Raw genomic sequence first — 23367 nt, 5'->3', positions numbered from 1 at the left:
TACTTTAGGTCTTCTACAAGACTTGGAGGACCTCTTATGTCTTTTATATGTCCAGATTTTTTTTGTTGTTTATCAAATACTTGCGCACTTCGTTTCTCAATGCGACATGCAAATTCTCATATTGAGAAAATTTGCGGCACCGCACAAGGCTCGCTTCCCGGATGATGAAACGCCGCCCGCACCATGGGAAACCGGAGGGATGGCCTGGCCTCATGCATGATGCGCCGCCCCGCCCGCCCGACGATGTCCAGCCACGCACCACGCCTTGCCGCCTACGCCTGCCTCGCCTCCAGCATGGCGCTGGTCGGCAGCTACGTGGCCCTGTCCAAGCCGCTGGTCGCGGTGTTCCCGGTGATGCTGCTCGCCTGGCTTCGCTTCGGGATCGGGGGCGCGGCCATGGTCCACTGGCTGCGCAAGCCCGCCGAGGAGCCGCACCTGGACCGACGCACCCACGGGCTGCTGTTCCTGGAGTCCTTCCTCGGCAACTTCCTCTTCACCGTTTGCATGCTGTGGGGGGTCAGCATGACCAGCGCCGTCTCGGCGGGCGTGATCATGGCCGCCATCCCCGCGGCGGTGGCCGTGATGAGCCGCGTGTTCCTGGGCGAGCGCATCGGCTCCCGCACTCTGGCGGCCATCGGCTGCGCGGTGGCCGCCGTCGCGGTGCTTGCCCTGTCGCCCGACGACACTGCGCCGGATGCGGACCGCCAGCGCGCCTGGCTCGGCAACCTGCTCGTCTTCGGCGCCGTGCTGTGCGAGGCGGCCTATGCGGTGATCGGCAAGGCGCTGACCCAGCGCGTGGGACCGCGTCGCATCACCGCAGTGATCAACCTCTGGGGCTTCGCGCTGGTCACGCCCTTCGGCGTGGTCGCGGCGCGCAGCTTCGACTTCACGGCCGTGCCGCCCTCCCTCTGGGCCCTGCTCGTGTTCTATGCGCTCGCGGCGAGCGTGTGGTCCGTGTGGCTGTGGATGACGGGACTGCGCCAGGTGCCCGCCGCCCGGGCCGGCGTGTTCACCGTGATGCTGCCGCTGTCGGCAGCGGCCGTGGGGGTGCTCGCCCTCTCGGAGCCCTGGGGCGTGGTGCAACTGGCCGCCCTCGGGCTCGGGCTCGCAGGGGTCCTGCTGGCGACACTGGGGCCTGCCGAACGCAGCGCCGCGGCACGCCGAGGGGAACATGGCTGATCGCCGCTGGAGAAAAAGCGACATCTCCCAATGAAAAATGCCTTTCTTCCCTTGGAAACGCATTTCTTTCCCTTTAGCATCCGCACTGCCAATGCCGCATGCATTGCATTGGCGATCAAGAGCAACTTCTAGAAGGAATTTCAGACATGGCAACTGCGAAGAAAGCTGCGGCGAAGAAGGCGCCCGCTGCCAAGAAGGCAGCTCCCGCGAAGAAAGCCGCCCCGGTGAAGAAGGCGGCCGCTCCGGCCAAGAAGGCCGCGCCCGCGAAGAAGGCGGCCGCCAAGGCCCCTGCTGCGAAGAAGGCGGCTCCGGCGAAGAAGGCCGCGGCCCCCGCCAAGAAAGCCGCTCCGGCGAAGAAGGCCGCTGCGAAGAAGGCGCCCGCCAAGAAGCGCACTCCCAACGCCGCGTTCATGAAGCCCCTGACCCCCGACGCCGCGCTCGCGGCCGTGGTGGGCAGCACCCCCATGCCCCGCACCGAGATCGTCTCCAAGCTGTGGGCCTACATCAAGAAGAACAAGCTGCAGGACGCGCAGAACAAGCGCATGGTCAACGCCGACGCCAAGCTCAAGGAGCTGTTCGGCAAGAACCAGGTGTCCATGTTCGAGATGGCGGGCCTGATCGGCAAGCACGTCAAGTAAGCCGGTTCCACCGGAAGCAGAAAGGGCCGCGTCGAGCGGCCCTTTTTCTTTGCGGCGCAGGCTCAGCGACCGAGCGCCTGCTCGCGAATGGTGGAAAGGCTCACCCGCGTGGTGATCACCTCCGGGTCCAGCGGCACCTCGATCAGCGTGCCCCGCTCGCTCGCCAGGGCGGCGCGCAGGGCCGGCTCGAACTGCGCGGTGCGCTCCACGCGCTCGGCATTCCAGCCGTAGGCGCGCGCCAGGGCGACGAAGTCCGGGTTGGCCAGGGCCGTGCCATGCACGTGCGTGGGGTACTCGCGCTCCTGGTGCATGCGGATGGTGCCGTACATGCCATTGTTCAGGAGCAGCACGATGGACTTCGCGCCGTGCTGCGAGGCGGTGGCCAGTTCCTGCCCGTTCATGAGGAAGTCGCCATCGCCCGCGATGGTGAAGGCGATCCTGCCGCTGACCAGGTTGGCGGCGATCCCCGCCGGCACGCCGTAGCCCATGGCACCGCCCGTGGGGGCGAGCTGGGTCTTCAGGCCCTTGGCCAGGCCGTGGTAGCGATAGAAGCGGTGCAGCCAGCTCGCGAAATTGCCCGCGCCGTTGGTGAGCACCGCATCCGGCGGCAGCAGCTTCTGCAGCACCTGCACGATGGCTGGCATGTCGATGTCACCCGGAAGCTGCTGCGGCTGGAGGTTGGTTTCGTAGTCGGCGTGCGCGGCGGCGGCGCAGTCGCGCCAGGGCAGTTCCGTGGGCGCCGACAGCACCTCCAGCGAGCGCGCGGCGGCGTTCATGGTGGCGTTGATGGCGAGTTCGGCCCGGTACACCCGGTTCAGCTCCTCGGCGCTGGCATGCACGTGCACCAGCTTCTGGGCGGGCAGCGGCGGCTCGATGAGGCTATAGCCATTCGTGGTCATCTCGCCGAGCCGAGCCCCCAGGCAGATCAGCAGGTCGCATTCACGGATGCGGCGGGCCAGCGCCGGGTTGATGCCGATGCCCACGTCGCCCGCGTACAGCGGATGGTGGTTGTCGAAGCAGTCCTGGAAGCGGAAGGCATTGCCCACCGGCAGCTGCCAGTTCTCGGCGAAGCGCTGCAGGGCCTGCGCGGCCTGCGGGGTCCAGCCTCCCCCGCCGGCGATGACGAAGGGCCGCTGCGAGGCCAGGAGCAGCTCGCGCAGGCGACGCAGGGCGCCAGGGTCGCTCCAGGCCTCCACCGGCTCCACGCGCGGCAGCGGCCGGGCCGACACGGGCTGGGTGAGCATGTCCTCGGGCAGCACCAGCACCACCGGCCCGGGGCGTCCGTTCATGGCCGTGGCGAAGGCGCGCGAGACGTATTCCGGGATGCGCTGGGCGTCGTCGATACGCTCCACCCGCTTGGCCATGCCCTTGGTGCTGGGGCCGAAGAAGCTGTGGTACTCCACTTCCTGGAAGGCTTCGCGGTCGCGCTGGTGGCTGGCCACGTCGCCCACGAAGACCACCATCGGGGTGGAGTCCTGGAAGGCCGTGTGGATGCCGATGGACGCAGCGGTGGCGCCGGGCCCGCGCGTGACGAAGCACACCCCCGGACGGCCGGTGAGCTTGCCCACCGCCTCGGCCATGAAAGCCGCGCCGCCCTCCTGCCGGTTGACGACGAAGCGGATCCGCTCCGCGTGGCGATGGAAGCCGTCCAGAACAGCCAGGAAGCTTTCGCCGGGGACGCCGAAGGCGTGGGTGACGCCCTGGGCGACCAGGCATTCGACCAGCAGGTGGCCACCCAGGGTTTGCGCGTTGGAATTCATGCGCGCGATCTTAGGCCGTCGCGATGAAGGCAAGCACGCGCTCGGGCGGGCTCACCCGCGCGGGTGGTGGGCGGCGTGCAACTGCTTGAGCCGCTCGCGCGCGACGTGCGTGTAGATGGTGGTGGTGGAGATGTCCGCGTGGCCCAGCAGCATCTGCACGGCGCGCAGGTCGGCGCCGTGATTGAGCAGGTGGGTGGCGAAGGCGTGCCGAAGGGTGTGCGGCGACAGCGGCGCGGTGATGCCCGCAGCGAGCGCCTGCTTCTTCACGATGACCCAGAACATGGCCCGGGTCATGCCCGCGCCACGCGCGGTAACGAAGAGGTCGTCCGTCCGCTGCCCGGCCAGGATGGTTTCGCGCGCCTCGCGCAGGTACTGCTGCAGCCAGTCGGCGGCCACTTCGCCGAAAGGCACCAGCCGCTCCTTGCCCCCCTTGCCGAAGACGCGCAGCACGTGCTCGTTCAGGCCCACGTTCAGCACCTTGAGCGTGACCAGCTCCGACACCCGCAACCCGCTGGCGTACATCAGCTCCAGCATGGCGCGGTCGCGCAGGCCCAGGGGGGTGTCGATGTCCGGCGCCGCGAGCAGCGCCTCGACCTGCGCCTGCGTGAGCGTGCGCGGCACGCGCAGCGGCCGCTTGGCCGGGGCGAGCTTCAGCGTGGGATCGACCTGGATGCGGCGCTCGCGCAGCGCCCAGCGGAAGTAGCGCCGCAGCACCGCCAGCCGGCGGTTGGCCGAGGTGGCCTTGGTCTCCCGGTGGCGGGCGGCGAAATAGCCGTGCAGTTCGGCTTCGGTACTGGCCGCGAGGCTGCGGCCCTGGGACTGCAGCCAGCGGTCGTACAGCGTGAGGTCACGCCGATACGCCGCCAGCGTGTTCTTCGACAGGCCCTCCTCCAGCCAGAGGGCGTCGATGAACGCGTCGATGGAAGGGTCGGGCTGGGGGGAGCTCAATCGAGCTTCAGGCCGGCCTTTTCAACCACGTTCTTGTACACCTCGTACTCGGCCTTGATCTGCTGCGCGAACTGCTCCGGCGTGTTGCCGATGACGACCGAGCCGGTGTCCTCGATGCGCTTGCGCACGGCGGGGTCCTTCAGCGCGGCGACGGTACCGGCATGGACCTTCTCCACGACTTCCTTGGGCAGGCCCTTGGGACCGAGGATGCCGTAGTAGGCCATGCGGTTGACCGGCTCCAGGCCCACTTCCTTGAAGGTGGGCACGTTGGGCAGCGAAGCCACGCGCTGGGGCGCCGCCACCACGATGGGCACCAGCTTGCCGCTCTGGATGAAGGGCAGCGCCGAGGGCAGGTTGTCGAAGATGATGGGCACCTGGCCGGCCACCGTGTCGTTCAGCGCCGGGCCCGCGCCGCGGTACGGGATGTGCGTGACGAAGGTGTTGGACAGGTTCTTGTACAGCTCCATCTGCAGGTGGCCGATGCCGCCCGTGCCCGAGGACGCGTACGAGTACTTGCCCGGGTTGCGCTTGAGTTCCTCGACAAAGCTCTTGTAGTCCTTGGCCGGGAAGCTGGGGTGCACCGCGATCACATTGGGCGTGGCGGCGATGTTCACGATGGGCGTGAAGTCGGTGACCGGGTTGTAGGGCACCTTGGGGTTGATGGCCGGGTTGGCCGCCGTCGTGGACACCGTGGCCATGCCCAGCGAATAGCCGTCCGGTGTGGCGCGCACGGTCTCGGCCGCACCGACGATGCCGCCGCCGCCGGCCTTGTTCTCCACCACCACGCTCTGGCCGAGGTTCTTGCCCAGGGGCTCGGAGATCACGCGGGCCACGATGTCGGTGGTGCCGCCCGGCGCGAAAGGCACCTGCAGCTTCACGGGCCGGCTCGGGTAGGCCTGGGCCAGCGCGGCACCGGATGCGAACACGGTGACGGTGGCGGCACACAGGGCGAACCATTGGCGACGTTTCATCAGAACACTCCTATTTGTGAACAACAGTCGCGCGATGGTAACGGCGTGCGCGGGCCTTCACGCCTCTGGAGAACACCGATAAGGGCTAACCCGAAGACGCCTGCCTCCTGCTTGCTATGCTCGGCCGGTGGATTTCGCCAAGCTGCTGTTCCCCGATTTCTCCCTGATCCTGTGCGGCTGGCTGGTGTGCCGCTACACGGCGCTCAATCGCACCGTCTGGATCCAGGTGGAGGCGCTGGTCTACTACTTCCTCTTCCCTGTCCTGCTGTTCCAGTCCATCGTGCGCAGCCCCCTGGACGTGGGCGCCACCTCCAGCCTGATCGTGGCCGGCGTGCTCACCGGCCTGGCCGGCATCGGCCTGGCCTACTACCTGCCCCGGCTGCCGCTGCTGCGCCGGCACATCGACCGGCGCGACCACGCCGCCTCGGCGCAGGTGGCCTTCCGCTTCAACTCCTTCATCGGCCTCGCCCTGGCCGAACGCCTGGCCGGCCCGCAGGGACTGCAGCTGATCGCGGTGCTGATCGGCTTTTGCGTGCCCCTTTTCAACATCGGCGCCGTGTGGCCCATGGCGCGCGACTCGGGCAGCCACTTCGGCGCGGCGCTGGCACGCAACCCGCTCATCATCGGCACGGCCGCGGGCCTGTCGGCCAACCTCCTGGGCCTGCACATCCCCGGCTGGCTGGAGCCCACGGTCTCGCGCATCGGCGCGACCTCCATCGCGCTCGGCCTGATGGCCGCCGGAGCGGGCATGCAGTTCGGCTCCCTGGCCAACGGCAAGTTCCTGGCCGCCTCGGTGCTCACGATCAAGCACCTGCTCCTGCCCGTGATCGCCCTCGCTGCCGCCCTGCTGCTGCGGCTGGACGCGGCGCAGACCACCATCCTGCTGGCCTTCTCGGCCCTGCCGACCGCCTCCAGCTGCTACGTGCTCGCGGCCAAGATGGGCTACAACGGGCCGTACGTCGCGGCCCTGGTGACGCTGTCCACCGTGGCCGCCGGCTTCAGCCTGCCCTTCGCGCTGGGCGTGCTCGGGACCCTCAGGCCGTAGCCTGCGCCAGCGCCCACGCCACGTGCTCGCGCACGACCGCGCTGGAATGGCTTCGCAACGCCTCCAGGCTGGCGACGAGCGACGCGTCCCCCTCCCCGGCGCGCAGCGCGTTGCCCGCTGCCACCGCCAGGTTGCGCAGCCAGCGCTCGTGGCCGATGCGGCGGATCGCCGAGCCTTCGGTGCGCTGCAGGAACCGCGCCTCGCTCCAGGACAGCAAGTCGGCGAGCGGAGTGCCGACCAATCCGTCGCGGGCATCGAAGTCCGCCAGCACGGCGGGCCGGGCGAACTTGTTCCAGGGGCAGGCGAGCTGGCAGTCGTCGCAACCGTAGATGCGGTTGCCCATGAGCGGGCGCAGCGCGGGGTCGATGGACCCGGCGTGCTCGATGGTCAGGTACGAGATGCAGCGGCGCGCATCCAGCACGCCCGGCCCGAGGATCGCGCCGGTGGGACAGGCGTGCACGCAGGCCTCGCAGCTGCCGCAGTGCGCGCTCACCGGGTCGGTGGTCGGCAGCGCCAGGTCCAGGTAGATCTCGCCCAGGAAGAACATGGAGCCGCCTTCGCGGTCCAGCACCAGGGTGTGCTTGCCGCGCCAGCCCTGGCCGCTGCGGGTGGCGAGTTCGGCTTCCAGCACCGGCGCGGAGTCCGTGAACACGCGGTGGCCGAAGGGCCCGACGTCCTCGGCCAGGCGTTCGGCCAGTTTCTGCAGCCGCGATCGCATCACCTTGTGATAGTCCCGTCCGCGCGCATAGAGAGACACCACGCCCTCGCCCGGGCGGCGCAGGCGCTCCCATTCGACGGCCTGCCAGCCCTCGGGCGTGCCCTGCGGCAGGTAGTCCATGCGCGCGGTGAGCACGCTCACCGTGCCGGGAACCAGCTCCGCGGGCCGCGCGCGCTTCAGGCCATGGGCGGCCATGTAGGACATGTCACCGTGGAAGCCATGCGACAGCCATTGCAAAAGACCGTCTTCCGCCGAGGAGAGGTCGATTCCGGCCACCCCGATTTGCGAGAATCCGAGCTCAAGGGCCCACAGCCGGATGCGGCCCAGCAGCGCAGGAGGATCGAGCTGAGCGCGAGCGAACGTCACCCGCCGATTGTAGGAAGCCCCCTGGTGCTGCACTGGGCGGACGAGAACGCCACGCGCGCCTTCGCCCAAGGCCTGGCGGCCAACCCGGCCATCGCCCGGGCCTTCATCGAACTGCGCGGCGAACTGGGCACCGGCAAGACCAGCTTCGTGCGCCACCTGCTGCGTGCGCTTGGCGTGGCCGGGCGCATCAAGAGCCCCACCTACACCGTGGTCGAGCCCTACGAGACGCCCGCCCTGGCCATCTGGCACTTCGACTTCTACCGCTTCGAGGACCCGCGCGAATGGGAGGACGCGGGCTTTCGCGACGTGTTCGCGCAGCCGGGCCTCAAGCTCGCCGAGTGGCCCGAGAAGGCCGCCGGCCTGCTGCCCCGGCCCGACTTGGTCCTGGCCATCGAGGTGCAGGAGGACGAAGGCCGCCGCGTGCGGGCCACGCCCCTGTCGGCCACCGGCGCGGAGCTGCTCGCATGAGGCTGGCCCGCCGCTCCCTGCTGCGTGGCGGTGCGCTGGTGCTGCTGCTGGGGTCGCAGCACATCGCGCGCGGCGCCGGCATCGTCGCGGTGCGGGTCTGGCCCGCGCCCGACTACTCGCGCGTGACCATCGAGTCCGACGCGCTCCTGCGCTCCTCCCAGACCACCGTGGCCAGCCCGCCGCGGCTCGCGGTGGACATCGAGGGACTGGACCTGGACCCGGCGCTGCGCGAGCTGGTGGCCAAGGTGCAGGCCGACGACCCCTACATCGCCGGCATCCGCGTGGGCCAGTACGCGCCGGGCACGGTGCGGCTGGTCATCGACCTCAAGCAGGACGTGCGTCCGCAGGTTTTCCATCTGCCCCCCGTGGCCGCCTACCAGCACCGCCTGGTGCTGGACCTCTATCCGCAGCAGCCGATCGATCCGCTGGAGGCGCTGATCGCCGAGCGCCTGCGCGAGCGTCCCCTGGCCGAGCCCGCGCCCGCGCCCGTGCCCGCACCCGACACCGCCATCGCCGCGGCCGATCCGCTCGGTGAGCTGATCCAGCGCCAGGCGCAGCGCCCGCCTCCGCTGGTCCTGACCCGGCCCGAACTGGCAACAGGCCCCATGGGGCCCGCGGCCCGTGGCAGCCGCACCGACCGGCTGATCATCGTCGCCCTGGACCCCGGCCATGGCGGCGAGGACCCCGGCGCCATCGGCCCGAACGGCACGCGCGAGAAGGACGTGGTGCTGTCGGTGGCGCGCAAGCTGCAGGCGCGCATCAATGCGGCCAGCGTCAAGGGCAGCCCCATGCGGGCCTTCCTCACGCGCGACGCCGACTTCTTCGTCCCCTTGGGCGTGCGCGTGCAGAAGGCGCGGCGCGTGCAGGCCGACCTCATGGTGAGCATCCACGCCGATGCCTTCACCACGCCGCGCGCGCGCGGCGCGAGCGTCTATGCGCTGAGCGAGAACGGCGCCTCCAGCACCGCCGCGCGCTGGATCGCCAACAAGGAGAACCAGGCCGACCTGATCGGCGGCCTGAACGTGGACACCCAGGACAAGCACATGGCCCGCGTGCTCCTGGACATGAGCACCACGGCGCAGATCCGCGACAGCCTGCGCCTGGGCGCCGCCATGCTGGGCGAGATCAAGCAGGTCGGCCACCTGCACAAGCCACGCGTGGAGCAGGCGGGCTTCGCGGTACTCAAGGCGCCGGACATCCCGAGCGTGCTCGTCGAGACAGCCTTCATCAGCAACCCCGAGGAAGAAGCGCGCCTGCGCAGCGACGACTACCAGGAGCAGCTCGCCGACGCGCTCATGCGCGGCATCCAGGCCTACTTCGAAGCCAACCCGCCGCTTGCGCGCAGCCGCGCGCTTTGAAGCGTGCACGGCGCAACGGCCGAGTCTGCCGAGGCCGGCACAGCCGGGCGTGAAGCGGCGACAACCGCCGGCTCATTTATCTGACAGAACCCAGGCCCGAGCGGTTCCTAAAGTCACCCGCATGGAAGGTCGCGACGTCTCGCGGCCCAACAACTCAAGGGGTGAACGCCATGAAACTCAAGCTCGTCCTCGCCGCTGCGGCCGTCTCTCTGGTGGGCCTGACCGGCTGCGAAAGCATCGAACGCATGGACAACCAGACGCTGGGCACCATCGGCGGCGCCGCCGCCGGTGGCCTGGTGGGTGACGCCGTCCTCGGCGGGCCGCTGGGCACGCTGGGCGGCGCGGCTGCCGGCGGCTACATCGGCAACCGGGTAACCGACCCGAACCGCCGCTGATGCTTGACGCCCCTTCCCCCTCTGGGGGAAGGCTGGGATGGGGCGCGCGTGAAGCGGCGTCGTCGGCGCGCGTGGCCCCCACCCGCCCCTCCCCCAAGAGGGGGAGGGAGGCAGCAAGCTCAGATCGGGTAGATCAGCGAGTTCAGCACCATCTCGGTGTCGTAGACGCACAGGCGGCTGCGCAGCTTCAGGCCCTCGGGCGTGCGCACGATCTCGTCGATGTAGCGCCCGACGTTGTAGACCTCGCTCGCATCTCCCGGCCGGGTGCGGAAGACGGCGTAGTTCGCCTGGGCCCTCACCAGGCCCTCGTCCTGCGCCAGCACCCGCGCCGGGCCCACCACGTGCCGCGTGTAGTACGGACCGTGGTAGATGGTCTGCGTGATGCCGTAGACGCGGTCCATCATCATCCCGCGGCTTTCCAGGGCGATCAGGGCCAGCGGCAGGCCACGGTCGTGGTTCTCCCGGGCCTGCACGGTGTAGTGCGCGTCTTCGGTGAAGAAGAGCGGCCAGTCGTCGAAGCGGCGCTCGTCGAGCGCGGCGGCGTAGTCGGCATTGAGCTGGTCGATCTCCAGCTGCAGCATGAGGCGTTCCTGGCTCATCGGCTCACAGCTCCATCACGCGGCGCCAGTAGGCATACATGGACCGGATCAGCGTCTCGGTCACCATGTGCTCGGTCGGGGCGCAGTCGGTGCCGCCCAGTTCGCACAGCGTGCTGCCGTCCTCGCCCCATTGCGAAAAGCCCTGCTGGCTGAACTCGATCACTTCGCCGTCGTCGGCGGAGACGAAGCCGGCGGGCCCGAAGAGGTTGGCCTGGCGCAAGCGCCTGCGCGTCATCTCCGGCGTGTCGTCGGCGAAACCGAAGTGGGTCCAGACGAAGTCGAACTCGCCCTCGCCGCGCGGCACGATGTGGCGGGTGGACAGGGAGTTGACCTGCTGCTGGATGATGACGCTGGGAAACAGCGTGATCATGGTCACCGTCGGCGTGATGCTCTCGCCCGGACGGCCCGGGTCCGGGACGGTCCACCAGGGTTCCGGCACCACGTCGAGCAGGCGGTCGTCCTTGAGCGTCATGTTGGCCTTGAACGAGGTCACGCCCTCGGTCACCTGCCGGTTCTCGCCGCCGTCGTTGCGGCGCGAGATCATCACGGCGTGCCGCCCCTGGGCGTCCATCACCATGCGGCTCTTCTGGTCGGCCCGCCAGAGGCCGAAGGTCACGAACCAGGTGTGAAGCAGGCCCGGGTGGTAGGGGTCCTTGATGTTTTCCATCATCAGCTTCCAGTTGCCCGGAATGCGCTGCCGGTTGATGCCCAGGAGCGTGAGCGTGCGGCCCTTGAAGATGCGATCCAGCCAGGGCATGAGCTCGGGGCCGAGATACTCCTCCAGCGGCTCGGCGTCGGGGCTGAAGGTGGCGAAGACCAGGCCGTGCAGCACGGCCACGCGCAACCGGGTCATGCCATTGGCCTTCAGGTCGAAGTCCGCCGGCATGCCGCCGTTGACGCTGTCGCCGTCCTTCACGCCGTTCCTGAACGGCAGGCCCGCCAGCTCGCCGTTGAGTTTGTAGGTCCACTGGTGGTAGGGGCAGGTGAAGCTGCGCACGCTGCCCTGGGGCTGCTTGACGAAACGCACACCCCGGTGCGCGCAGCGGTTCTCGATCACGCGCACGCCGCTGTCCCGGCCCTGGTCGGCCGGGGCGACGCGGTCGCGCACCATGATCACCTGGCGCTCGCCGACCCAGCTGAGCTTGTAGTCGAAGAGCTTGGGGATCTCGGCCTCCAGGCCGACGTAGCACCAGTGGGGGCCGTAGAAGAGGCGCTCGAGTTCGCGCTGGTACACCTGGGGATCGGTGTAGGCCCAGAAGGGCACGCGGCTGGAGCCCTCGCGGCTCCAGCGGGAAAGGGCTTGGGGGGCATTCATGGCGTCTGTCTCCAGCCGCCAATGGTAGCCCGCGCCGTCAGCCCCGCACGATGGCCGCCGCCTTGCGCCGCGCCTGCCAGGCGCCGCCCAGCACGATCAGCCCGGGAATGAAGATCATGGCCCAGATGATCTTGTCCAGGTGCGCCTTCACGAAGGGCATGCTGCCGAGGAAGTAACCGGCCGTGCAGATGCCCAGCACCCAGACCAGCGCGCCGCCGACGTTGTAGGCGCTGAACTTCCAGCGGGTCATCTCGGCCACGCCCGCGACGAACGGTGCGAAGGTGCGGATGAAGGGCATGAAGCGCGCGATCACGATGGTGATGCCGCCATAGCGCTCATAGAACTCGTGCGCCTGCAGGAAGGCGCGCCGGTTGAAGTAGCGCGACTGCTCCCACTGGAACACCTTGGGGCCGAAGTAGCGACCGATGTGGTAGTTGCACTGGTCGCCCAGGATGGCCGCGGCCAGCAGCACCGTGACCGCAATGGGAAAACTCATGAAGCCCACGCCGCACAGCGCACCCACCACGAAGAGCAGCGAGTCGCCCGGAAGGAAAGGCATGACGACCACGCCCGTCTCGGTGAAGACGATGAGGAACAGCAGGGCATACACCCAGGCCCCGTAATTGCGGACGAAAGTCTCCAGGTGCACGTCCACGTGCAGGATGAAGTCGATCAGGAAGGCGACGTATTCCATGGCCGAGGCATTATGGAGCGACACCTAGAATGTTTGGTGTGAATGCCCTGCTGTCCCCCCCGCCGCGCCGTCCGATCCGTGAACTTCCGGACGAGCTGATCAGCCAGATCGCGGCCGGTGAGGTGGTCGAGCGGCCGGCGTCCGTGGTGCGCGAACTGGTGGACAACGCGCTCGATGCCGGCGCCACGCAGGTCACGCTGCGCCTTCTGGCCGGGGGCGTGCGCCTCGTGTGCGTGGAAGACGACGGCTGCGGCATCGCCCGGGCCGAGCTGCCCGTGGCCCTGAAGCGACATGCCACGAGCAAGATCGCCTCGCTGGGCGACCTGGAATCGGTGGGCACCATGGGCTTTCGCGGCGAGGCGCTGGCCGCCATCGCCTCGGTGTCCGAGCTCAGCCTGCTCTCGCGTACGGCCGAGGAGTCCAGCGCCTACCTGCTCGATGCGCGCAGCGGCGAGCTGCGGCCGGCGGCGCGCAGCGTGGGCACCACGGTCGAGGTCAAGGAACTCTTCTTCAGCACGCCGGCGCGCCGCAAATTCCTCAAGACCGACAGCACCGAGCTGGCGCACTGCGTGGAGGCCGTGCGCCGCCACGCCCTGGCGCGGCCCGAGGTGGGCTTCGCGATCTGGCACGAAGGCCGGCTGGTCGAACAGTGGCGCGCCACGCCGCGCTGGGAGCAGCGCCTGGCCGACGTGCTGGGCGCCGACTTCCTCGAGGCCAGCGTGGCCGTGGACTGGCGCGCCGGTCCGCTGCGCGTCTGGGGCCGTGCGGGCCTGCCCGATGCCGCGCGGGCGCGCGGCGACCAGCAGTGGACCTGGGTCAATGGCCGCTACGTGCGCGACAAGGTGCTCGCCCACGCGGCGCGCAGCGCGTACGAGGACGTGCTGCACGGCCAGCGCCAGCCGGTGTATGCCCTGTCGCTGGAAATCGATCCCGCCCAGGTGGACGTGAACGTTCACCCGACCAAGATCGAGGTGCGCTTTCGCGACGGCCGCGCCGTGCACCAGGTGGTGCGGCACGCCATCGAGAACGCCCTGGCCGCCCCACGCGCCGGGCAGGCGCCGCAGAGCCAGCAGGCCTTGACCGACGACCCCGCGCCGCCGCTGCCGGCCGCCGTGCCGGCTGCCGCGTGGCGGCAGCCCGCCATGGCCTTCGCGGCGCGCGAGCCCGCGCCATCCGGCCTGCCGGTGTCGGACCTCGGGCTGCTGTGGAACCGGACACCGGCCCCGAGCGTGTCCGAACCCGCCCCGGCCCCCGCGTCCGCCCCCGCCCTGCCCGACGGCGACTGGCCCCTGGGCCGCGCGCTCGCGCAGTTGCAGGGCATCTACATCCTGGCCGAGAACGCGCAGGGCCTGGTCATCGTCGACATGCACGCGGCGCACGAGCGCATCGTCTACGAGCGGCTGAAGCAGCAGATGGACGGCGAGGGCCTGGCCAGCCAGCCGCTCCTCATCCCCGCCACCTTCGCCGCCACGCCCGAGGAGGTCGCCACGGCCGAAGCCTGCGCGGAGGCACTGCGCAGCCTGGGCCTGGAGATCACCCCCTTCTCCGCGCGCACCCTGGCGGTGCGCGCCCTGCCCACGCACCTCGCCCAGGCCAACGCAGTGGACTTGGCACGCAGCGTGCTTGCCGAACTGGCGCAGCACGATGCCAGCACCGTGGTGCGGCGCGCGCGCGACGAGCTGCTGGCCACCATGGCCTGCCACGGCGCGGTGCGCGCCAACCGCCGCCTCACGGTGGAGGAGATGAACGCCTTGTTGCGACAGATGGAACAGACCGAACGCGCCGACCAGTGCAACCACGGCCGCCCCACCTGGCGGCAGCTGTCGCTGCGGGAGCTCGACGGCCTTTTCCTGCGCGGTCGATGAACTTTCCCGGCCTGAAGGTGATCAGCAGGAACGTGATGAAGCGCTGGTTCATGCTCCTGGCCGCCGCCGTGCTCGCGGGCGGCCTTTCCCTCGGTTGCGCCACGCTCGACGAGAAGCAGCGCGTATGGATCTTCCAGCCCAGCGACCGTGCCTGGGGCGGCAGCGCCTCGCTGGCCGAAGGCATGGAAGACGTCTGGATCAACTTCGAATCGCGCATCAGCGGCGAGAACGTCCAGCTGCACGGCCTGTGGTTGCCGGCCGACCAGCCCCGCGCCGGCCAGCCGCTGATGCTTTACCTGCATGGGGCGCGCTGGAACGTGGCCGGATCGGCCGGACGCATCCGGCGCATGCAGGAGCTGGGCTTCTCGGTGCTGGCCGTCGACTACCGGGGCTTCGGCAAGAGCACCAAGTCCCTCCCCTCCGAAGCCATGGCCTACGAGGACGCCCGCGCGGCCTGGGACTGGCTGGCGCGCAGCTACCCGGGCCGGCCGCGCTACATCTTCGGCCATTCGCTGGGCGGGGCCATCGCCATCGACCTGGCCGCCAGCGTTTCCGACGAGCGGGGCACCATCGTCGAGGGCACCTTCACCTCCATTCCCGAACTGGCCAGCACCTTCAAGTGGGGCTGGCTGCCCATCGGGCCGCTGATCACGCAGCGCTTCGAATCCGTCCGCAAGGTCGGCCAGATCGGCTCGCCGCTGCTGGTGGTGCACGGCAGCCGCGACACGCTGATCGCCACCGACCTGGGCCGGCGCCTGTTCGACGCCGCCCACGGGCCCAAGAAGTTCCTGCTGGTCGAGGGGGGCTCGCACCACAGCACCATGTCCCTGGGCCAGCCGCTGTACCGCGAAGCCATCGACCAGCTGTTCCAGGCGGCGGCGCACTGATCTCCTCGGGGCGGCGGACCACGGGTCTCTGCTACCCTCCGGCGGATGTCCGCCCTGCCCGCGGCCGAGCGCGGCGCCGCAGCGCCCATGGGCCCCTCGCTCGTGGTGCTGCTGCTGTCCCTGATGCTCGGCATCCAGCCCATCACCACCGACCTGTACCTGCCCGCCCTGCCCGAGCTCACGCGGGGCTTCGGGGCGGCACCCGGGCAGGCGCAGCTCACGCTCACCAGCCTGCTGCTCGCCTTCGGCATCTCGCAACTGGGCTGGGGGCCGCTCGCGGACCGCTTCGGCCGGCGGCCGGTGCTGCTCACGGGCGTGGCCCTGTACACCCTGGCCTCGGTCGGCTGCGCCCTGGCCGGCTCGCTCGCTTCCCTGCTCGTCTGGCGCGCAGTGCAGGGCGCGGCCATGGGGGCCGCGGTCATGGGGGCGCGGGCCATCGTGCGCGACCTGTACGAGCCGCAGCAGGGCGCGCGCACGCTGTCCATGGCGCTGGGCGGCCTGGGCGTCATCGCCTGCGTGAGCGCCCCCCTGGGCGGCTGGGTGAGCGACGCGCTGGGCTGGCGCTGGGCGCTGGCGGTGCTGGCCGTCTTCGGCGCCGCCCTGTTCGCGCTGCTCGCGGCCCGCTTCACCGAGACGCTGCCGCCACAGCGACGCGCCCCGCTGAACGCCGCGGCACTGGTGCGAAGCTGGGCCACCATCCTGCGCAACCGCCGCTTCCAGGCCGCCTCGGCGCTGGCCATCACCTCCTACGCGGGGCTCTTCACCTTCCTCGCCAGTTCGCCCTTCGTGTTCATGCAGGTGCTGGGCCTGTCCGGCGTGCAGTACGGCCTGGCCCTGTTCTCCATCTCCGCGGTGTACATCGTGGGCACCTTCATCTGCCGGCGCCTGCTGGTCCGCCTGGGCATGCGGCGCGCGGTGATGCTGGCCGGCGCCGTGACGCTGCTGGCGGTCACGTCCATGGCGCTGCTCGCCCTGGCCGGCGTGCGCAGCGTCTGGGCCATCCTCGTGCCCTTCTGGCTGTACATGCTGGCCCACGGCGTGCACCAGCCCTGCGGACAGGCCGCCGCCGTGGCGCCCTTCCCGCACGCGGCGGGCGCTGCCTCGGCCCTCAATGGCTTTCTCATGATGGTGGTCGCCTTCCTCATGGGCGCCTGGCTGGGGCAGCAGGCCGGCGGCTCGGTGCGGCCCCTGGTGCTGGGCGTGTGGTTCTGGGGCAGCGCGCTGGCCCTGGTGGCCTGGACCCTGATCCGGCGACATGGCGAAGCCCCCGGTGCCTGAGGTCCTGCCCTGCATCGCCCTGGCAGGGCCCACCGCCTCGGGCAAGACCGCGGCGGCGCTGGCGATCGCGCGCGAGCTGCCGGTGGAGATCGTGAGCGTGGATTCGGCGCTGGTGTACCGCGGCCTGGACATCGGCACGGCCAAGCCCGATGCCGCCGAACGCGCCGCCGTGCCGCACCACCTCATCGACATCCGCGACCCCGCGCAGACCTACAGCGCCGCGGAGTTCGCCGCCGATGCCCGCCGCCTCGTCGGCGAGATTCGCGCGCGCGGCGCGGTGCCCCTGCTGGTGGGCGGAACGCTCCTGTACTTCAAGGCGCTGTTCGAGGGCCTGGCGCAGATGCCCGCGGCCGACCCGCTGGTCCGTGCAGCCCTGGAGGCGCGTGCGCGCGTGGAGGGCTGGCCCGCGCTGCACGCCGAGCTGGCGCGCGTCGATGCCTCGACGGCGGCCCGCCTCGCACCCCACGATGCGCAGCGCATCCAGCGCGCGCTGGAGGTCTGGCAGCTCTCGGGCCGCCCCCTGAGCGAGTGGCATGCGCAGGCGCGAGAGCACGAGGTCCGGCCGCCGGCGCTGCTGCTTTCCCTGGAACCTGCGCAGCGCAGCTGGCTGCACGAGCGGATCGCGCAGCGGTTCGAGCACATGCTGCGCAGCGGACTGCTCGACGAGGTACGCGCCCTTCGGGCCCGGCCCGGGCTCTCGCCCGAGCTGCCCAGCATGCGCTGCGTGGGCTACCGCCAGGCCTGGGAATGGCTGGATGCGCAGGAGCGCGGCGAGGCGCCGCCGCTCTCGGAACTGCAGGCGCGCGGGATCGCGGCCACGCGCCAGCTTGCCAAGCGACAGCTCACGTGGCTGCGCGGCATGAGCGAACGCGTGGTGATCGCCTGCGACGCCCCCGACGCGCTCGATCGGGTGCTGCAGGCCGTGCGCGCGAGCGCACTCGCGAAAGGCGCGGCATGAGTGGCGAGGGCATCCCCGTGCTGCAGGTCACGGACCTCGCCAGGCACTACGGCGAGGAGGCGGTGTTCTCCCGTGTGTCGCTGCAGGTTCCGGCCGGCCAGTTCGTCGCCATCCTCGGGGAGTCCGGCGTCGGCAAATCCACGCTGCTCAATTGCCTGGCCGGCCTGGACCATTGGGACGGGGGCCAGGTGCGCCTGTGCGGGCGCCTGCTGGACGAGGCGGACGACGAGGAGCGTGCCCTCATCCGCCGGCGGCACGTGGGCTTCGTGTTCCAGGCCTTCCATGTGCTGCCACACCTGGATGTGGCGCAGAACGTCGGCCTCCCGCTGCTCCTGCTCGGAACGCCCGAGCCCGAGCGCAGCCAGCGCGTCCAGGCCGCGCTCGAAGGCGTGGGCCTGGGCGGCCTGGAAGCGCGGCTGCCGCAGCAACTCAGTGGCGGGCAACTGCAGCGCGTGGCCATCGCGCGGGCGCTGGTGCATCGGCCGGCCCTGCTGCTGGCGGACGAGCCCACCGGCAACCTCGATCCCACGACGGCGGCGCGGGTACTGGACTTGCTCATCGCCCAGACGCGGGACCACGGCGCCGCGCTGGTCCTGGTGACGCACTCCGAGGCCGCGGCCGCCCGCGCGGACCGCGTCCTGCGCCTGACAAGCGAGGGCCTGAGGCCCACGGAAGGCTAGGACACGCCCCGCCTGGGCGACCGGAATCGTCCGACGCCCGGGCAAGGCGCGGTCCGCGTCCCCCCTTGCGGGTCCAGGCCTAGCCTTCAGGAACAGCAGGCCATGAAAGGCCGCGTGTCCAACTTCAACCGTCTTTTCAAGGAGAGCAAGATGATCAAACATTCCAAGCTGATGGGTCTCATGGTGGGTATCTCGGCCGCCGCCACGATGGGCCTGGCCTCGGCCCAGTCCGTGCCCCCCAATGCCGACGTCGCGAACGAAGCGATCGGCGCGGGCCAGCAGAACATGTACGGCGCGCCCATGGGCGAGACCGGCATCAACGAGGTGGCACCGCTTGCGCCTGAAGTGCTGTTGGTCCCGCTGGCCGTCGTCGTGCCGGCCGAGCCCGTGGTGGCCGCTGCGCCCCAGCCGACCGAGGTGATCGTCGTGACGCCGCCGCCGGCCGAATCGCAGCCGGTGGCGCAGGCGCCTGTGATGCAGCCGCGCCAGCCGGAACCGATCGTGGCCCAGGCGCCGGTGTATCGCGCGCCGGAGCCGGTGATCACCGAGCCGCGGATGCGCGCCGACCGCAACTGATCTGCCACACGGCACCCAAAAGCCGCGGGCACTCCGGTGCCCGCGGCTTTTTTTCGCCGTTCCACAACCGGCCTTTTCCTACCTGGGCGCTTCGAGGCGGCCGCAATCATCAGCCTCCCCATTCAGGAGAACACCCATGCCCAGCACCCGTACCAAGGACGCCTGCGACCTGCTCGACGCCGATCACAAAGCCGTCAAGAAGATGTTCAAGGAGTTCGAGGAAACCACGCAATCGCGCGCGAAGAGCGCCGCGCAGAAGAAACTGGACCTCGCCCGCCGCATCTGCCTGGAGCTGACCGTGCACGCGCAGATCGAGGAGGAGATCTTCTACCCGGCGCTGCGCGGCGCCATCAAGGAAACCGACCTGCTCGACGAAGCCACGGTCGAACACCAGAGCGCCAAGGACCTCATCGCGCAGATCCAGGAGATGGACGCTTCCGACCCGATGTTCGACGCCAAGGTCAAGGTGCTGGGCGAGTACGTGGACCACCACGTCAAGGAGGAACGCAGCGACATCTTCACCAAGGCCCGCAGCGCCCGCAAGCTCGACCTGGTCGCCATGCGCGACGAGCTGGAGGCCCGCAAGGAAGAACTGATGGCCGAGATGGAGGCGACTGCCTGAGCGCAGCCCGGCCGGGGCCGCGGCCACAATCGGCCCCATGCTTGCCCTGCTTCGCAGCTTCTCCTGGCAGGAACTGCGCCACCACCCCTGGCGCAGCTTCGCCGCCGTCCTGGCGGTCATGCTGGGCGTGGCGCTGGCCTTCTCGGTCCACCTGATCAACGCCTCGGCGCTGAGCGAGTTCTCCAGCGCCGTGCGCTCCGTCAACGGCGAGCCCGACCTGGAGCTGCGGGCCGTGCAGGGCGGCTTCGATGAGGCGCTGTATGCGCGCGTGGCGGCCCACCCCCAGGTGCGCCAGGCCAGCCCGGTGCTCGAGCTGGCCACCTATGCCACGGACCTGCAGGGCGAGCGCGTCGCGCTGCGGGTGCTGGGCGTGGACGCGCTCGCGGTGGCAGCCATCGCGCCGGCGCTCATGCCCTCGCTGGCCGACGGCGCTGGCCGCTTCGACCTCTTCGCGCCCGATGCCGTGTTCCTCAACCCCGCCGCGCGACGCGTGTTGCCCGCAGGGCAGCTGTCCGTGCAGACGGGGCTGCGGCTGCGCACGCTGCGCGTGGCGGGCAGCGTCTCGGCAACCGGCGCGCCCACGGCGGTCATGGACATCGGTGCGGCGCAGGACCTTTTCGGGCGCGGCGGCGAGCTCACCCGCATCGACCTGCGCCTGGCACCCGGCACGCCGCGCGAGGCGCTGCTGCGTTCGCTGGCGCTGCCCGCGGGCGTGGTGGCGACCGAGCCCGGCGATGCCGCCCGGCGCGTGAGCCAGCTCTCGCGCGCCTACCGGGTCAACCTCACCGTGCTGGCGCTGGTGGCCCTCTTCACCGGCGCCTTCCTCGTGTACTCCGTGCTGTCGCTGAGCGTGGCGCGCCGCCTGCAGCAGCTCGCCCTGCTCGGCGTCCTCGGCCTCACCGCGCGCGAGCGCCTGCGCCTGGTGCTGGCCGAGTCACTGGCGCTGGGCGCACTGGGCAGCGTCGCCGGCATCGCGCTGGGCACCGCGCTCGCGGCCCTGGCCCTGCGCCTGCTGGGCGGCGACCTGGGCGGCGGCTACTTCTCCGGCGTGGCGCCCGCGCTGCAATGGAGCGCGCCGAGCGCCCTCGTCTATGGCCTGCTCGGCGTCGCCGCCGCACTGGCCGGTGGCTGGGTTCCCGCGCGCTCGGCCCAGCAGCTTCCGCTGGCCCAGGCGCTCAAGGGACTCGGCGCGGCCGGCGGTCGACGACGCAGCGCCGCCTGGAGCCTGGCACTGGTCGCCGCGGGAGGCCTCATGGCCCTGCTGCCACCGGTGGCCGGTCTTCCGCTGGGCGCCTATGCCTCGGTGGGCCTGCTGCTGGTCGGCGGCATCACGGCCCTGCCCTTCGGCGTCGCCGCGGTGTATGACCGCCTGGCTCCCCGGGTCGCGGGATGGCTGCTGGCGCAGCTCGCGGTCGAGCGGGCGCGGCGCGTGCGCGAAAGCGCGGCGGTGGCGGTGAGCGGCGTGGTGGCCTCGCTGGCCCTCGCCGTCGCCTTGACGGTCATGGTGGCGAGCTTCCGCGAGTCCGTGAGCCGCTGGCTGGACGTGGTGCTGCCGGCCGACCTCTACGCCCGCACGGCCGAAAGCTCGGCGGCCGGCGAGGCGGCCTTCCTCGAGCCGGGCTTCGTGCAGCGCGCCGCCGCCCTGCCCGGCATCGAGCGCGTGGGCACGCAGCGCGTGCGCTCGCTGCTGCTCGACCCGGGCCGCCCGCCGGTGACCCTCATCGCCCGCCCCATCGACGAGCCCGCCGAATCGCTGCCCCTGGTGGGCACGCCCCGGCCAGCCCCGGAAGGCCGCGTGGCGGTGTACGTGAGCGAGGCCATGGTGGACCTCTACGGCCTGTCGCCGGGCGACGCGGTGCCGGCGCTGGCGCGGGCCTTCGGCCTGGCGTCGCCCGGCTCGACCTTCTTCGTGGCCGGCGTGTGGCGCGACTACGTGCGCCAGAGCGGCGCCATCATGGTGGACGTGCGCGACTGGCGACGCCTCACCGGCGACGAACGCGTGAACGACCTGCAGCTGTGGCTGGCGCCCCAGGCCGACGCCGCCGCCGTGCGCGCCGCGCTGGAGGCGCTGGCCGCGCGCGAAGCGGGAACCGGCGGCCTGGTCGAGGTCTCCAGCGCACGGGACATCCGCGCCGCGTCGCTGCGCATCTTCGACCGCAGCTTCGCCGTCACCTACTGGCTGCAGGGCGTGGCCATCGCCATCGGCCTCTTCGGCGTCGCGGCCAGCTTCAGCGCGCAGGTGCTGGCGCGGCGCAAGGAGTTCGGCCTGCTGCGCCACTTGGGGCTCACGCGCCGGCAGGTGCTGGCGGTGGTGGCCGGCGAAGGCGCGGCCTGGACCGCCATCGGCTCGCTCGCCGGGCTGGTCCTGGGCCTGGCGGTCTCGGTGGTGCTGGTCCACGTGGTCAACCCGCAAAGCTTCCACTGGACCATGGACCTGCAGGTGCCCTGGGGCCGCCTCGCGCTGCTGTGCGCGGCGGTGGTGGGCTCCGGCACGCTCACGGCCTGGCTTGCGGGCCGCGCCGCTGCGGGGCGCGATGCGGTGCTGGCCGTGAAGGAGGACTGGTGAGCGACACGAGCGGCGGGGGCATGGAACGCGGGGGTGCCTGGGGCTACTGAATCGCCGCGTGCACCTCACGGCTGACGCACCTTGCCCCCAACGACATGTCCCCCAATCCTCGATGACCGACCGCAAGATCACCGCCCTCCCCTTCACCTCACCGCTCGGTTCCGCGCCACCCCCCGCGGATTCGACTCCGGGCCCGACCCCGCTGGATGCGCGCCAATGGATGGCGCCGCGCCTGAAGACCTTCGACAACGCCATCGAAGGGCTTGCGCAGCAGACACGTGAACTGCCCTGCGCGCCGGAAAAAGCCCGCAACCTGGTCCTGCAGACCCAGGCGCTGCGGTCCGCCCTGTGGCAGATCGAGACCGAATGCATCCGCCACGGCCTCGAACCGGTGGGGCGCAGCCGGACCTTCTCGACCATCGCCGCCGCGAAGCGTGCCATCACGCAGCTCGGCCTGCCGGACTGGGGCGCCGAAGGCCAGGCGGCGTACTTCGAATCCGTGGCCCGCCGGGCCACCGGCAGTCCCACCCACGCACGAGCCGAAGGCACGCTGCTCGGCCTGCGCTTCGGCCGCTGCCACGCCAGCCAGCTGGGGGCCTTCCTGGAAGCCTGCGCAAGGCACCTCCTGGACGCGCATGCCATGCCCGCCAGCGAACTGGCCCCCTTCCTCTCGGGCTTCCTTGCCGAGACCGTCGGCGGCCCCCGCGCCCTGGCCGCGAGTCCCCACCTGGACACGCTGGTTGCCGCGGCGTTTCGCCACTCTCCCGACAAACCCGCGCCGGAAGATGTGGAGGGCGTGGTCGTGCGCGCGGTACGGCTGGCCGTCCATACCGTGCTGCCGTGCCTGGGCCTCAGGCTGATGACGGCGGCGGCGTTCCGGCGCTACCTGCAAGCCCTGCTCACGCCGCCCGATGCACAGGCCCGCGATGCGCGGCACTGGCTGTCCACCGCGGACTTCGGCCTGGTGCTGGCGGAGGTCTGGCTCACCCTGGCGCAAGCGCCGCAGCCGCGCCTGGACCTGCTGGGCGTGCTGCTCGACGCGCTCGGCGAGTTCCCGGTGCCCAAGGAGGAGCGGGTTCTCGAGCTGCTGGAGACGATGCAGTCACGCCTGGGCGACAGCTGCCGCAACCTCGACATTCCCCGGGTTCGTCCACCCACGCTGCTGAACGACCCGCTCTGGGCGCCCGCCTACGCACGCGTGAACGCATGGTGTGCGCAACACCAGGGCCTGGTGCAAAGGTGCGTCGGCAACGGGCTCGCGGGCACCGAGCTCGCTGCCGCCATCCGGCCAGCGCTGGTGCATCTGGACCGCCTGTCCGCCTACATCAGCCTGCGCACGACCATGCCGGACCCCGCCAAGGCGGCACTGACCCGCCGACTGGACGCCACCCGCGCCCGCCTGCGCGAGGACCTGGCGCAGGCGCGCTTCGCAGCCGAAGGCATGGCACTGCTGTCCTGAACGCCTGGGCGGCAGGAAGTCG

22 protein-coding genes are annotated in these 23367 nt (G+C 70.7%); 15 read left to right on the top strand and 7 right to left on the bottom strand.

All coding sequences use genetic code 11. The features are described from left to right. Positions 1–243: 243 nt before the first annotated feature. Positions 244–1179 carry a DMT family transporter gene (locus tag EZ242_RS00325; protein ID WP_135283937.1) on the top strand — a complete coding sequence of 312 codons (936 nt, stop codon included), beginning with the start codon at positions 244–246 and terminating at the stop codon, positions 1177–1179. Positions 1180–1325: 146 nt separating this feature from the next. Further along, entirely contained in the window at positions 1326–1817 is a 492-nt protein-coding gene (locus tag EZ242_RS00320) for an SWIB/MDM2 domain-containing protein (protein ID WP_135283125.1), read from the top strand. A 62-nt stretch (positions 1818–1879) separates the two neighbouring features. On the opposite strand, the gene EZ242_RS00315 is transcribed toward EZ242_RS00320, so the two are convergent. The 3 genes from EZ242_RS00315 to EZ242_RS00305 are packed head-to-tail and all read right to left on the bottom strand — an operon-like array spanning position 1880 to position 5496. Beyond that, positions 1880–3577 (bottom strand): thiamine pyrophosphate-binding protein, encoded by a 1698-nt coding sequence (locus EZ242_RS00315; protein ID WP_135283124.1) that lies wholly within the window; start codon positions 3575–3577, stop codon positions 1880–1882. Between the two features lie 51 nt (positions 3578–3628). Further along, positions 3629–4525 carry a site-specific tyrosine recombinase XerD gene (xerD, locus tag EZ242_RS00310; RefSeq protein ID WP_135283123.1) on the bottom strand — a complete coding sequence of 299 codons (897 nt, stop codon included), beginning with the start codon at positions 4523–4525 and terminating at the stop codon, positions 3629–3631. Then, positions 4522–5496: a tripartite tricarboxylate transporter substrate binding protein BugE gene (locus EZ242_RS00305; protein ID WP_135283122.1), complete on the bottom strand. Its 975-nt coding sequence runs from the start codon at positions 5494–5496 to the stop codon at positions 4522–4524. The genes xerD and EZ242_RS00305 overlap by 4 nt, the downstream gene beginning before the upstream one ends. A gap of 127 nt (positions 5497–5623) precedes the next feature. Here EZ242_RS00305 and EZ242_RS00300 point away from each other — a divergent pair, with 127 nt between their 5' ends. Continuing rightward, positions 5624–6541: an AEC family transporter gene (locus EZ242_RS00300; protein ID WP_135283121.1), complete on the top strand. Its 918-nt coding sequence runs from the start codon at positions 5624–5626 to the stop codon at positions 6539–6541. Here the strand turns inward: EZ242_RS00300 and queG are convergent. After that, the gene (gene queG / locus EZ242_RS00295) at positions 6531–7577 is read right to left on the bottom strand and encodes a tRNA epoxyqueuosine(34) reductase QueG (protein WP_135283936.1); all 1047 of its coding nucleotides are present in this window, start codon (positions 7575–7577) and stop codon (positions 6531–6533) included. The two genes, EZ242_RS00300 and queG, sit on opposite strands and share 11 nt — an antisense overlap. Before the next feature lie 27 nt (positions 7578–7604). On the opposite strand from queG, the gene tsaE reads away from it, so the two are divergent. The 3 genes from tsaE (at position 7605) to EZ242_RS00280 (ending at position 9846) form a co-directional block, all read left to right on the top strand. Further along, complete coding sequence (gene tsaE / locus EZ242_RS00290) at positions 7605–8093, top strand: tRNA (adenosine(37)-N6)-threonylcarbamoyltransferase complex ATPase subunit type 1 TsaE (protein ID WP_420821224.1); 489 nt, start codon at positions 7605–7607, stop codon at positions 8091–8093. Further along, on the top strand, positions 8090–9451 hold the full coding sequence (locus tag EZ242_RS00285; RefSeq protein ID WP_135283119.1) for an N-acetylmuramoyl-L-alanine amidase: 1362 nt from the start codon (positions 8090–8092) through the stop codon (positions 9449–9451). The genes tsaE and EZ242_RS00285 overlap by 4 nt, the downstream gene beginning before the upstream one ends. A 170-nt stretch (positions 9452–9621) precedes the next feature. Further along, positions 9622–9846 carry a glycine zipper 2TM domain-containing protein gene (locus EZ242_RS00280; protein WP_135283118.1) on the top strand — a complete coding sequence of 75 codons (225 nt, stop codon included), beginning with the start codon at positions 9622–9624 and terminating at the stop codon, positions 9844–9846. Positions 9847–9965: 119 nt separating this feature from the next. On the opposite strand, the gene EZ242_RS00275 is transcribed toward EZ242_RS00280, so the two are convergent. Genes EZ242_RS00275 through EZ242_RS00265 form a run of 3 tightly spaced genes read right to left on the bottom strand, consistent with a single transcriptional unit; the run spans position 9966 to position 12454 of the window. Beyond that, entirely contained in the window at positions 9966–10445 is a 480-nt protein-coding gene (locus tag EZ242_RS00275) for an aromatic-ring-hydroxylating dioxygenase subunit beta (protein ID WP_135283117.1), read from the bottom strand. Between the two features lie 4 nt (positions 10446–10449). Beyond that, positions 10450–11760: an aromatic ring-hydroxylating dioxygenase subunit alpha gene (locus EZ242_RS00270; RefSeq protein WP_135283116.1), complete on the bottom strand. Its 1311-nt coding sequence runs from the start codon at positions 11758–11760 to the stop codon at positions 10450–10452. Between the two features lie 37 nt (positions 11761–11797). Further along, positions 11798–12454, bottom strand: coding sequence for a DedA family protein (locus EZ242_RS00265; protein WP_135283115.1), 657 nt, complete (start codon positions 12452–12454; stop codon positions 11798–11800). 29 nt (positions 12455–12483) lie between these two features. On the opposite strand from EZ242_RS00265, the gene mutL reads away from it, so the two are divergent. The 9 genes from mutL to EZ242_RS00220 all read left to right on the top strand — a co-directional run bounded on the left by mutL (position 12484) and on the right by EZ242_RS00220 (position 23345). Beyond that, complete coding sequence (gene mutL / locus EZ242_RS00260) at positions 12484–14319, top strand: DNA mismatch repair endonuclease MutL (RefSeq protein ID WP_135283114.1); 1836 nt, start codon at positions 12484–12486, stop codon at positions 14317–14319. A 35-nt stretch (positions 14320–14354) separates the two neighbouring features. Continuing rightward, complete coding sequence (locus tag EZ242_RS00255) at positions 14355–15206, top strand: alpha/beta hydrolase (RefSeq protein ID WP_135283935.1); 852 nt, start codon at positions 14355–14357, stop codon at positions 15204–15206. A 45-nt stretch (positions 15207–15251) separates the two neighbouring features. Beyond that, positions 15252–16484, top strand: a complete 1233-nt coding sequence (locus EZ242_RS00250; protein ID WP_205960568.1) for a multidrug effflux MFS transporter — start codon at positions 15252–15254, stop codon at positions 16482–16484. Then, positions 16462–17442, top strand: coding sequence for a tRNA (adenosine(37)-N6)-dimethylallyltransferase MiaA (gene miaA / locus EZ242_RS00245; RefSeq protein WP_135283113.1), 981 nt, complete (start codon positions 16462–16464; stop codon positions 17440–17442). The genes EZ242_RS00250 and miaA overlap by 23 nt, the downstream gene beginning before the upstream one ends. Continuing rightward, entirely contained in the window at positions 17439–18122 is a 684-nt protein-coding gene (locus EZ242_RS00240) for an ABC transporter ATP-binding protein (RefSeq protein ID WP_135283112.1), read from the top strand. The genes miaA and EZ242_RS00240 overlap by 4 nt, the downstream gene beginning before the upstream one ends. 102 nt (positions 18123–18224) lie before the next feature. Further along, positions 18225–18698, top strand: coding sequence for a hypothetical protein (locus tag EZ242_RS00235; protein WP_135283111.1), 474 nt, complete (start codon positions 18225–18227; stop codon positions 18696–18698). Positions 18699–18834: 136 nt separating this feature from the next. After that, the gene (locus tag EZ242_RS00230; protein ID WP_135283110.1) at positions 18835–19320 is read left to right on the top strand and encodes a hemerythrin domain-containing protein; all 486 of its coding nucleotides are present in this window, start codon (positions 18835–18837) and stop codon (positions 19318–19320) included. Positions 19321–19357: 37 nt separating this feature from the next. Next, positions 19358–21886 (top strand): FtsX-like permease family protein, encoded by a 2529-nt coding sequence (locus EZ242_RS00225; protein ID WP_135283109.1) that lies wholly within the window; start codon positions 19358–19360, stop codon positions 21884–21886. 112 nt (positions 21887–21998) lie between these two features. Beyond that, positions 21999–23345: a hypothetical protein gene (locus EZ242_RS00220; RefSeq protein WP_135283108.1), complete on the top strand. Its 1347-nt coding sequence runs from the start codon at positions 21999–22001 to the stop codon at positions 23343–23345. Positions 23346–23367 lie beyond the last annotated feature (22 nt).

Source organism: Ramlibacter rhizophilus (assembly GCF_004681965.1).
Lineage (GTDB): Bacteria > Pseudomonadota > Gammaproteobacteria > Burkholderiales > Burkholderiaceae_C > Ramlibacter > Ramlibacter rhizophilus.
Note: the sequence above shows the minus strand (reverse complement) of the source record. Positions and strands in the feature narration are given on the sequence as shown.